At 48.4% G+C, this 11,413-nt stretch carries 8 protein-coding genes; 1 reads left to right on the plus strand and 7 read right to left on the minus strand.

The genetic code is table 11. From position 1 onward, the window contains the following. Nucleotides 1–162: 162 nt before the first annotated feature. The 7 genes from uxuR to uidA all read right to left on the minus strand — a co-directional run bounded on the left by uxuR (nucleotide 163) and on the right by uidA (nucleotide 10,176). Complete coding sequence (gene uxuR, locus OGY13_RS00990) at nucleotides 163–951, minus strand: Uxu operon transcriptional regulator (RefSeq protein WP_032430963.1); 789 nt, start codon at nucleotides 949–951, stop codon at nucleotides 163–165. A gap of 217 nt (nucleotides 952–1,168) precedes the next feature. Next, nucleotides 1,169–2,599 (minus strand): glucuronate isomerase, encoded by a 1,431-nt coding sequence (uxaC, locus tag OGY13_RS00995; protein WP_022652293.1) that lies wholly within the window; start codon nucleotides 2,597–2,599, stop codon nucleotides 1,169–1,171. A gap of 19 nt (nucleotides 2,600–2,618) precedes the next feature. After that, complete coding sequence (locus tag OGY13_RS01000; protein WP_022652294.1) at nucleotides 2,619–4,088, minus strand: fructuronate reductase; 1,470 nt, start codon at nucleotides 4,086–4,088, stop codon at nucleotides 2,619–2,621. Between the two features lie 106 nt (nucleotides 4,089–4,194). Continuing rightward, on the minus strand, nucleotides 4,195–5,379 hold the full coding sequence (gene uxuA, locus OGY13_RS01005; protein WP_022652295.1) for a mannonate dehydratase: 1,185 nt from the start codon (nucleotides 5,377–5,379) through the stop codon (nucleotides 4,195–4,197). 301 nt (nucleotides 5,380–5,680) lie between these two features. Next, on the minus strand, nucleotides 5,681–6,946 hold the full coding sequence (gene uidC / locus OGY13_RS01010) for a glucuronide uptake porin UidC (RefSeq protein ID WP_022652296.1): 1,266 nt from the start codon (nucleotides 6,944–6,946) through the stop codon (nucleotides 5,681–5,683). A 48-nt stretch (nucleotides 6,947–6,994) separates the two neighbouring features. Then, on the minus strand, nucleotides 6,995–8,368 hold the full coding sequence (uidB, locus tag OGY13_RS01015; RefSeq protein ID WP_022652297.1) for a glucuronide transporter: 1,374 nt from the start codon (nucleotides 8,366–8,368) through the stop codon (nucleotides 6,995–6,997). Continuing rightward, a complete protein-coding gene (uidA, locus tag OGY13_RS01020) occupies nucleotides 8,365–10,176 on the minus strand; it encodes a beta-glucuronidase (protein WP_022652298.1) in 1,812 nt (603 codons plus the stop codon). The genes uidB and uidA overlap by 4 nt, the downstream gene beginning before the upstream one ends. A 376-nt stretch (nucleotides 10,177–10,552) precedes the next feature. Here uidA and OGY13_RS01025 point away from each other — a divergent pair, with 376 nt between their 5' ends. Further along, nucleotides 10,553–11,161: a TetR/AcrR family transcriptional regulator gene (locus tag OGY13_RS01025; RefSeq protein WP_022652299.1), complete on the plus strand. Its 609-nt coding sequence runs from the start codon at nucleotides 10,553–10,555 to the stop codon at nucleotides 11,159–11,161. The last annotated feature ends 252 nt before the right edge of the window (nucleotides 11,162–11,413 follow it).

The following is an 11,413-nucleotide window of genomic DNA, read 5'->3' on the forward strand; positions in this document are numbered from 1 at the left end:
TTTGAATGGGTTCATGTGCAGCTCCATCAGCAAAAGGGGATGATAAGTTTATCACCACCGACTATTTGCAACAGTGCCGTGACAGGAACCAGTAAGTGTCCATACGCCCATTTATCCAGAATTTTCGAGATAAAGCCGTTACTTATTGCGGTTGGATTCTGTTCAAGCGTTAGCATCACGTAATGGCCAGGATTCGAAGAGGTAACCGTCGAAATTAAGATCATCAAAATCTGAGAGTTCCAGCAGGCGGTTTTTCACATTCTCAAGATGCTGCCACATGGCTAATTTCGCGGCCCGTGCATCTTTTTTGATTAAAGCAGCAAGGATCTGTTTGTGATCGACCAACCATTCCTTACGGTACTGTGTATCACGTAAATGAAGATGGAGCTGAATCCACATGGGATTATTAACACGCCACTGCCAGGACTGCTTAAACAGCTCAACCAACATGCTATTATGAGTCGCTTCAGCAATTGCCAGATGAAATTGCATATCACCGACCTCGTGATCGTCAGAAACTGCCCCCTCCTCCTGCAACTGCAAAGCGCGGCGCATTTTTATGATATCTTCACGGGTCGCCTGTAAGGCGGCGAATTCGGCTATGTTACTTTCCAGCAGTTGTCGGGCCTGGAGAAGTTCAAAAGGACCGGCATCATTACACTGGTTCGGTGTATTCTCGTCGCTGCTCTCTTCATCTCTGACGACCCCCTCTTTCCCATCAGGAATGCGTACCACAAAAATACCAGCGCCCCGACGAACTTCAACGATGCCTTCGATTTCCAGCATGATCAACGCTTCACGAACGACCGTACGGCTGACTTCAAGCATGTCTGCTATTTCGCGTTCTGGCGGTAATCTCCCACCTACGGCATATTTTTTCTCAATGATCATCAGGCGCAGCATGGAACCCACCTCCTGGTAGGGACGCTGCTGAAATAGAGCTTGTTTCATGGTGGCTGTGGCTTCACTTTTACCAAAATAACCCCGTAATATCGGGGATTACTCAGACTATAGCATAAGTTGTCAGTCAGCTATAGCCACACAAACCAAACAATGACACCAATTAAATTATGAACAAATACAATATGTTAACTTGATTTATAACATAGCAAAATGCACCGAAAGAAAAAATTGGCTGACCAATCACTGCCTGCGGTGCCTCGCATTATTAGCTGACAAATAATGCCTGATCCACCGTAAAATAGCGCTGAGCATTATTGAAACAAATGTCCTGCACCATACGACTCAACATTACTTCATCATCAGGGATTTCACCCTCTTCAGCCCATCGGCCAATCAGGTTACACAATAAACGTCGGAAATATTCATGCCGGGTATAGGACAGAAAACTACGAGAGTCGGTCAACATGCCGACAAACTGACTTAACAACCCCATCTGTGATAACTGTTCCAGCTGGCGCAACATACCATCTTTCTGATCATTGAACCACCAACCAGAACCAAACTGTACCTTCCCGGAAATACCCGGCCCCTGGAAGTTGCCAATCATCGTCGCCAGCACTTCGTTATCACGTGGATTGAGGCAGTAAAGAATCGTTTTCGGCAGCTCGTTGGTCATATCCATGCTATCGAGCAACCGGGCAAGCGGCTGACTGATATTATTATCGCCAATTGAGTCAAAACCGCTGTCCGGCCCAAGTAAACGGAACATTCGCGTATTGTTGTTACGAATAGCCCCAATGTGCAGCTGCATCACCCATCCCCGTGCAGCATACTGGCGACCCAACCAGACCAAAACCGCCGTAGAAAATTGCGCAATCTCCAGCTCGCTGAGTTCATTGCCCGCGAGACGTTTAGCAAGAATAGCGTCGAGCTGCGCGTCGTTCGGTATCTGGGCAAAACGCACCGTTTCAATACCGTGATCCGACACGCGGCACCCATGTGCAACAAAATGATCGAGACGACGGCGCAGCGCACAGCGCAGATCATCGAAGCGGGTAATGCTAATATCCGCTGCAGCTTCCAGCTTATGCAAATAATCAACAAAACCCTCCAGCTCGATTTTAAAGACCCGGTCAGGACGCCAGCTCGGTGCAACATCGATATCAACGCTTGCATCCTCGGCGATTTGCCGGTGATACCGCAAATCGTCAATGGGATCGTCGGTAGTGCCGACCATTCTTACATTCATCTGTCGCATGATCCCGCGGGCCGAAAACTCTGGGGTAGCCAGCTTCGCGTTGCAGTGTTCCCAAATAGCATCAGCGCTTTGCGGATCCAGCAGCGTATTCGTGATGCCGAAGGGACGACGTAACTCGAGGTGCGTCCAGTGGTACAGTGGGTTACCTAGTGTTTTTGGCACCGTGTCCGCCCAGGCAAGATATTTTTCGTAATCACTGGTTTCTTTCCCGGTAATGAGCCTCTCCTCTACCCCCGCAGTACGTAGAGCTCGCCACTTATAATGGTCCCCTTCAAGCCAGATTTGCCCAAGATTTTCAAAACGGCGATCCTGCGCAATCTCTTTCGGGCTCAGGTGGCAATGGAAGTCGTAAATGGGCATTACTGCCGCATACCTGTGGTAGAGCATGCGGGCAATCTCATTTTTGAGTAAAAAGTCTTCCGTCATAAATGCGGCCATGGTTTTTCTCCTTTATTAATCACTGTAGCGATTCAAGCACCGCGCGTGCTCCGCGCTGTTCCAGCCGGACGTACGTCTCCATGACCGCATTTACGAACGAGCTATTTTCTGGCAGATCGCGACCAAAAATTGACTCAATTGCCAGTAGCGCACGTACACGTTCTTGCGCGCTATGATACTGCTGATGGATAGCCTGATAGCGGGCAAAAAGTGGATCGACGATATCTATCTTTTGTCCTTTATCGTCAAGACCACGAACGTAGCGCATCCATCCAGCAACGCCAAGAACCAGATGACGATGATCGGTTCCCTTTGCCAAATGGATACGAATTGGATCAAGCAGGCGTTGCGGTAATTTCTGACTGCCATCCATTGCAATCTGCGAGGTACGGTGCCTGAGTGAAGGGTTGGTAAAACGGGAGAGCAGTAAATCAGCGTAACCCGATAAATCAGTGCCCTCAGGCATCGACAACGTGGGAGCTTGTTCATTCAGCATCAACTTCCGTACCGCCTGACGATATTCTGGATTAGCCATGGTATCGGCGATTGTTTCATAGCCGGCCAGATAGCCAAGATACGCCAGAAAAGAGTGACTACCGTTCAGCATCCGTAGTTTCATCATTTCAAATGGTACGACGTCTTCGACAAACTGTGCCCCGACGTTGTCCCACTCCGGTCTGCCATTGACAAAGTTATCTTCTATCACCCACTGACGGAAAGGCTCGCAGGCTATACCACAGGGATCGAACACACCAAGCTGATCGGCAATCAGTTGCAGTGTCTCTTCCGTTACTGCCGGAACAATACGGTCAACCATGGTACAAGGGAATGTTACGTTTTGCGCAATCCACGTCGCCAGCTCCGTCGAACGTGCCTTTGCCAGTCCTATAACCGCCGCTCTGGCAACGAGACCATTCTCTCGAACGTTATCACATGACAGAACGGTAAATGGCCTTATCCCCTGCAGACGACGCATGTCTAAAGCCTCAACGATGTATCCAATAGCCGACTTAGGTTGTTGTGGTGATGTAAGGTCATGTTTAATCAGAGGGTTGTTCAGATCCAACTTGCCGCTGGCTGCCTCCGTGCAGTAGCCCTTTTCCGTCACTGTCAGAGAAACAATCGCCGTCTCGGGACGCGCCATGGCTTTCAGAATCCCGTCACATCCATCAAATTCAGGGTGCAGAGCTTCTTTCATTGAGCCAATGATCTTAAGTTCTGTTATTTCCGCTCCACGTTCTGCGACGGTATAAAGCAGATTTTGTGCTCTAAGGTTTTCAATCAACCGTGCATCGTTCCCCGGCATCAGGTTAACTTCACAGATCCCCCAGTCGCTGTCGCTACACTCCAGCAAATGGTGAGTAAACAACGCCTGATGTGCACGGTGAAACGCCCCGCATCCCAGGTGGACGATACGGGAAACCAGACGCGAACCGTCCCATTGCGGACGGGTAGCGGAAAGCGAGCCGCTAACGATATTTTGTTCCATGGCAAACTCCTGTCGTGCGATGACTTCACCCACGAAATGTGGGTGAGTATGTGTCTACTGCAGTGGATATAAACGCTGAATGGCCGGTGACGCCACCGGCGGAAACTTAATGACTGAAGAAGGCGCGCTGAATCGCCAGTTCGACTCCTCGTACTTCAGCCAACCCTTTCAGACGGCCAATTGCCGAGTAGCCCGGATTTGTTTTCTTTTTCAAATCGTCCAGCATCTGATGCCCATGGTCAGGACGCATAGGGATCAGATCCTCGTAGCCTTCGGCTTTACGGCGATACTCTTCCTCGACGATGGCCTTCACCACGGCATACATGTCCACATCACCATACAGATGCGCCGCTTCATGGAACGTTTTTGGGTTATCTTCACGCAATGTTGAGCGTAAATGCGTGAAGTAAATACGTGGGCCGAACAGTTGAATCATACCGACCAAATCGTTATCCGCACGGACGCCGTAAGAGCCGGTACACATGGTGAAACCATTCGCCATGCTGTTGACGGTCTCCACCATCCACTGCATATCTTCAATGGTGGAGACTATACGCGGTAGACCCAGGATCGGGCGCGGCGGGTCATCAGGGTGTACCGCCATACGAACGCCGGTCGCTTCGGCAACCGGAACGATGGCTTTGAGGAAATACGCAAAGTTGTCACGCAATTTTGCTTTATCAATATTTTGATAAGTCGCCAGATGGGCGCGGAACTGATCTAGCGTATAGCCCTCTTCTGCTCCCGGAAGACCAGCAATTATATTGCGAGTCAGGCGTGCTTTATCTTCTTCACTCATGGCAGCGAAGCGCTGATTGGCCAGCTCTATCTCTTCTGCTGTGTAATCAGTTTCTGCCCCCTGGCGTTGTAAAAGGTGTAATTCAAACACTGCGAACTCTATCTGGTCAAAACGCAACGCTTTTGAACCATCCGGCAAAACATATTCAAGATCAGTGCGAGTCCAGTCCAGTACAGGCATGAAGTTGTAGCAAACGGTGTAGATCCCGCATTGTGCCAGGTTACGCAGCGTCTGTTGATAATTGTTTATCCACAGATCGTATTGACCACTGTGGGTTTTGATATCCTCATGAATCGGCACGCTCTCGACCACAGACCACTCGAGCCCCGCCTCTTCGACAATAGTTTTACGCTCCAGAATCTCTTCAACAGACCAAACCAGCCCATTCGGGATATGGTGTAATGCGGTTACCACGCCACTTGCGCCAGCCTGACGTACATCGGCAAGCGTTACCGGGTCATTAGGGCCATACCAACGCCAGGTTTGTTTCATATTTCAACTCCTCTCTTACGATGAGATCGCTGTTTTATACAGCTCAAACAGGCTATAGCCATGTTTAGGGGGGACGAGTCATACAGTCAAACAACCCGCCAAACAAGCCAACCTATTGGTCGACCAATTAATTTTTTAATAAATGCCAATCCGTTCTTCATCGCACATGCTTCGTCTGGAGTCTCAAGGCCATACTCAGGCAGGTGCTGATGAACAAGTTAAGCAACTACCGAAAGTCACAACACCCCAGCTATTCTGAAGCCATCCGATGTCGTAGTGAAAATGCCCCCTCCCGTTAGCATCACCGCAGCATAAAGTCATACTGGATGCTCATCTTCACATCCCAGTAATTAAGCCTGTCACCTAGCGAACTGCCGTCGCGCTTTTCACGGCCCTTATCGGCGGCAAGGAATATATTCATCCCGCTGAGTGGCCCCTCGGCAACCCGATAGTTAACCGCACTGAGCAGCCCCATACCTTCAATTTGTACATCTCGCTGACTGGATTCGTAGCCACGGGTGACAACTGGTGCCAGTGTTAAAGTCAGCTGCGGTGTCAGTCGATAGTTGGCCCCCATCTGCCAGGACTGCATCCCTTCGCGGTTGCGATCGAGGCTGAGTGAGAAGGGATAGCCAATATCTGTATCAACCACCGCACCATTCATCGAATGGCGGAGATATCCACCGCTAGCGAAAAGACTTCCCCACGGCGCACTCCAGGTCAACTGACCGCTGACCAATGCAGTCTCATTCGGCTGGCTGGACGAGCGGCTCAACCCATCAAGTCCGGCATAGAAACCCAATAGCTCGCCCTTCAGGGCATATCCCGACGACAACGGAATTGTTTGTTCAATAATGCTCTGCAGCTGGTGAGAGACATCTCTCTGTACTGAGCCCCCCAGTGAATAACGGCTACGATCATCATGCCAGCTGGCGGTTAAAAATGAGCGAGTTCGATGTTTATCGTATTTTCCGGTCTTACTGTTATATACACCTTCATCACGAATACCGGTTGCCGAGTCGGTCCATTGAAATACTCTTGTGCGCCACATTGCCCAAAGCTCAAAATTCTCTGTCGGAGCGAAATAACCTAAAGCGCCTTCGGAAACTGTAGGTAACGTACGCTGTGAACTGCCACCGATAAGGGGGATTCGCCACGGTAAACTCCCGTAACTATAATCCGTTCCAAAACGCCCTATTTTCAATCTAACATTGTCACCAGCTTTTATTTTTAGAGCGCCAAGTGCATAGCCAAAACTTTCATGGTCATCTAAGTACCAGCGCGTACTCATATTATCTCGGGCACCAAGTTTATAAACGTAATAGGCACCACCCTCTACCCCTATAAATTGAGAGTAATAACCACTATTAAAATCAACAAGCCCTCCCTGCACCCAGGCATATATATTCTTCCCAGTTCCGGCGCTGGGTTTGTCAGCCCTGCGCAACTCATTTTTTAATCTAAATCTTAATGCTGCTTCATCGTCAGAGATTTGTTCCGCTAACACAGAGGTACACACCGAGGCCACGGCTATAGCAATAGCCGTTAAACGTGTTATTTTATTCATCGTTTAACCTTTGGGTTTGTAATTGTTTTATAATAAAACTACAGGGCCTTATTTTTTAAAGTCGTCGATCAGTTTTTGTTGCGTTTTTTTACGAGTATCAATCTCTAAAATAATTTCTTTGAATTTCTGATCTGTTAGCGGATAAAACCACATAATAATAAATGCTAATAATAAGAAGCCACAAGGTACCAGCGCAATCGAAATCCGGATACCCATAATGACTTCTGGCGTTTGTGCCTGATTAGCAATATATCCGCTGAGTCCCAGAATAAATGCCGGGATTGAACCACCGATGGCCTGACCACACTTGCGAGTAAAGGAAAACAGTGAGTAGGTTAACCCCTCAATCCGCACACCTGTCAGATACTCGCCATACTCAACAGTATCCGCCTCGAGTGCCCACATCACCGTCATCGATATTCCCTGACCAACAGAAGCGATGGCCAGTGCGGTGAGCGCAACAGGAACGGAATGAGCCGACATATAAAAAAACAATAAATAACCGCTAGTTCCAAGCAACGAGCCAATCAGGAAGGTGTTCTTTTTCCCAACTCGAGTGACCAATCGCGGAACCATAGGAGCCGAGGCAACAGTTCCTATCAACATCTGAACCAATACCATCACCGAGAAAAGTCCAGCATCATTTAAAACATAACGAACATAAAATAATGAAGATGCACTGACCGCAAAGGTCGAGATAAGTAAACACAGTGCCCCAGCACACAGCATAATCAAGGGTCGATTTTGCTTTACCGTCTGTAAACTTATCTTCATCGAAGGCTGCGCCACGATACGCACGACATTTTCTTTGGTCGATTTAAAACAGACGAAATACAACACAGTACCTGCAACTGCCAGGATAATAGTCCAGAAGAGATAAACATCCTGCATCTCAGTCGGACTGGCACCACTAATCCGTGGCCCAATGAGAAACGCCAGGCAAACAAAGGTGAGTGAGGCCGCGATGCTGCGCGCAGCACCAAGCCGGGCACGTGATTGCGGCTGTTGGGTCATGGCCGTTGCAAGTGAGCCATAAGGGATATTCACAAGGCTATAGCAAATCCCCAGTCCCATATAAGTAATATACGCGTAAATAACTTTGCTACTGTGACTCCACTCTGCGGGGACACAAAACACCAAAACGCTGAAAGCCATTAAAGGTGCTGAGCCGAAAAGCAGGAAAGGACGGAATTTTCCCCAACGCGTATTAACGCTGTCAACAATACGCCCCGCCGAGACATCAGCAAAGGCGTCAAAAACGCGCACCAGCAGCAGCATCGTTCCTGCGGCTGCGGCACCGACGCCTGCGACGTCGGTGTAGTAGCTCAGAAGAAATAATGCACCCATAGCGAAGGCAAAATTATTAGCGACATCACCCAGGCTATAGCCGATGATGGCGCGCCAGGAGAGCTGCTGGCTCATAATGACTCTCCCTGCTGAGGTTTCTCGCCAAATGCCATGGTAGTCCAGCGTTTTTTCAGCAGGAAAGCAGCGGATTTCGGTTTTCTATCGCGGGTAAAAATCCCTTTGCGGTTGCCACCAACACGCATAATTCCTTGTGAAGTAGAAAAATCAGCGAAATTCCAGACCTGCTCACCCACCACGGCGCTAACCCGATCGAAAACACGATGGTACATATCGAGCCACGCGCACTGAAACTCTTCGCTCCACATATCGGTGTACATCGAATGCAGTCCGGCCATGGTATCAACACCATATTCGGTAATAATGATGGGGCGGTGAAGTTTGTCCTGCCATGCCAGCAGCTCTTTTTCCAGCACACGTTCAGCTTTCTCAAGATCGCCGCTTTGTAAATACCATCCGTAGTAGCGGTTAAGGCAAACCACATCGAAAAGATCGGTGATCGTATCGCTTTCAGCATCACAGAACATCACATTGACACAGGTAATAGGTCGGGTCGGATCGAGCTCGCGTGTCGAAATCGCCAGAGGCTCAAAGTATTCCCTGGCCCCTTCAGGACGTGTATCCGGTTCATTGGCAATACTCCACATGACAACGCTTGGATGGTTTTTATCGCGTGCGATGAGTTCCCGAATAGCCTGAAGGTGCGCCAGTTGGGTCCGATCATTAATTGCGTCATCGCCGTACAATGACGTCGGTTTTTCGCACGCATCAAAGCCAATGCCCAGAGACAGGTTAAAGCCGACTGCAGCTGTCTCATCGATTATGACAATGCCCTGTTCATCCGCCCAGTCGAGCATCTCCTCAGCATAGGGATAATGTGATGTTCGATATGAGTTCGCACCAATCCATTCCATTAGCGCATGGTCGTGGACCATCAGGACGTTATCAAATCCTTTCCCTCGTAAGTCGGCATCTTCATGACGCCCAAACCCAGTGAAATAAAAAGGTTTGTTGTTAATCAGAAACTGTTCTCCCTTCACTTCAACTGAACGGATCCCCACGCGCAGCGGGTATTCATCACGCTCTGCCGAATCAGACAAAACCACATTAAAATTATATAGATATCCTTCACCAGGCTGCCACAGGCATGGGGAAGTCAATCGTAACTGGCCCTCAGCCCCTTGCCCTGAAGCGACAAGTTGCTGTTCCGAATCACGTAATTCAACAGCAATATTTCCCTTGCCCGTAACTTGCCAACAAATGGTGGCCTCTTCACCATTGTCACTGACATGGGTCACCACAGTGATATCTTCAACGAAAGAGCGTGGAGTGGTATAGAGCATGACACTGCGATGAATGCCGGCATAGTTAAAGAAATCATGGAAATAGGATTGTTGCTTCTTACCATTATCATCACATGTCACTATTCCCGGAGGAATCGTCTGCCAGCTGAGTTCGTTATTCACACAGACTGTGACCTGGACATTTTCACCCGGTGAAACAAGATGGCTAATATCAGCCTCAAAAGGGGTATACCCACCCTGATGTTCCATCAAAAAGTTATCGTTAACCCAGACCTTTCCATAATGCGTGACCGCGTCAAACCGTAGAACAATACGTTGGTTACCCCACCCATTCGGAATAAATACCTGCCGCTGATACCAGACGTTCCCAACGTAATTGCGAATATCAGCATCGGCGAACTGATCGTTAAAGCTACCAGGTACTGCAATCGCACGACTTTGAGAAAGCGGGCGCTTCCACCATTGCTGTGCCATGCCGCAATCAGCAGTATCCAGACAGAATGACCACAGACCATCTAGTTTCTTGATTTCTCGGGTTGAAGTTTCAACAGGACGTAACATCACAACTCTCCTTTTCTTTGTGGTGATTGGTCAACCAAAAAATGTACAAGTTAACCAGTTCATAGACCGCATTGTTATCACGGATGAATCACTGCGGAGAATCCACACCACAAAGAACTGAAGAGAATGTCATAAAATTAAAATTTGCAATGTAGCTTATGCGACACCAATCACACATACATAAAACCATCAATTGACATAGATTGAAAAATACCCAACCAAACGTTCATTCTAGTTTTTCCTTGCATATGTTTCTCACTTCGGAAAGGCTACGCAACATAAATTATTGGTTGACCAAAAAAAGTTAATTTGCCGGTAGGCGTCAATCTACTCACCGGTTACACTGTTGTTTTCGAAGAAGAATCGAGCAACCTCAATGGGTAAAAAATTATCCGGAATGTCAACGCGTACCAGGATCCTGAATGCCGCAAGAGAGTGCTTTGCAGAAAATGGTTTTCATAACACGTCAATGAAAACCATCTGCAAGGCCAGCGACATGAGTCCTGGAACCTTGTATCACCACTTCGTGTCAAAAGAGGCCTTGATTCAGGCCATAATCCTTGAAGATCAGGAAAGAGCCTTAACCCGCTTTCGTCATCCACTCGAAGGCGTTGGCCTGGTAGATTATCTGGTGGACTCTATGATTGACGTCACACATGAAGATTGCGCTCAACGCGCGTTAGTTATGGAAATAATGGCGGAGGGGATGCGAAATCCTCAGGTCGCGGACATGCTCAAAAGCAAATACCAAACCATCACAGATTTCCTCGTTGCACGTTTCAACGATGCGCAGGCCAAAGGGGAGATCGGCAATAATATCAATAACAGAAAGGCGGCCAGGTTACTGTTATCTCTGACCTATGGCATCTTGTCCGATATTGAAGCAGATGAAAATTCACGGGATGCTGATTTCGCAATGACATTTCGCGATATGATCGGCGGAATGCTGCATGTAGGAAACACCGTCAACAAACAAGGTACATGAGCGCATTTGTTCTGATCTGCAATTCTCCATTCAGAAACAATATTTAGGAATGATGCCCCCTCCCCTGAACCAAGGTGTGCAGGGTGATCCCAAAACACCGGTTTGTCATTCAGGGCCATTTTCAGGACCACACTCAGTTCTGTCTGCGGTTTCCTTATGCCGTCGCCTTAGTTAGGGAAGGTGCGAATAAGCAGGTCATTTCTTCCCAAGCTGACTCGCTGATTAAAATTTCGCGGATCTGGGCCGATTTTT

It is taken from the genome of Citrobacter sp. Cpo045, assembly GCF_030332875.1.
Taxonomy (GTDB): domain Bacteria; phylum Pseudomonadota; class Gammaproteobacteria; order Enterobacterales; family Enterobacteriaceae; genus Citrobacter; species Citrobacter portucalensis.

Bases quoted from the DNA above. Each gene is read 5' to 3' on its own strand.
- OGY13_RS01000 (WP_022652294.1), bottom strand. From the start codon at position 4,088: ATGGAACAAAATATCGTTAGCGGCTCGCTTTCCGCTACCCGTCCGCAA.
- uidC (WP_022652296.1), bottom strand. From the start codon at position 6,946: ATGAATAAAATAACACGTTTAACGGCTATTGCTATAGCCGTGGCCTCG.
- uidA (WP_022652298.1), bottom strand. From the start codon at position 10,176: ATGTTACGTCCTGTTGAAACTTCAACCCGAGAAATCAAGAAACTAGAT.
- uxaC (WP_022652293.1), bottom strand. From the start codon at position 2,599: ATGGCCGCATTTATGACGGAAGACTTTTTACTCAAAAATGAGATTGCC.
- uxuR (WP_032430963.1), bottom strand. From the start codon at position 951: ATGAAACAAGCTCTATTTCAGCAGCGTCCCTACCAGGAGGTGGGTTCC.
- OGY13_RS01025 (WP_022652299.1), top strand. From the start codon at position 10,553: ATGGGTAAAAAATTATCCGGAATGTCAACGCGTACCAGGATCCTGAAT.
- uidB (WP_022652297.1), bottom strand. From the start codon at position 8,368: ATGAGCCAGCAGCTCTCCTGGCGCGCCATCATCGGCTATAGCCTGGGT.
- uxuA (WP_022652295.1), bottom strand. From the start codon at position 5,379: ATGAAACAAACCTGGCGTTGGTATGGCCCTAATGACCCGGTAACGCTT.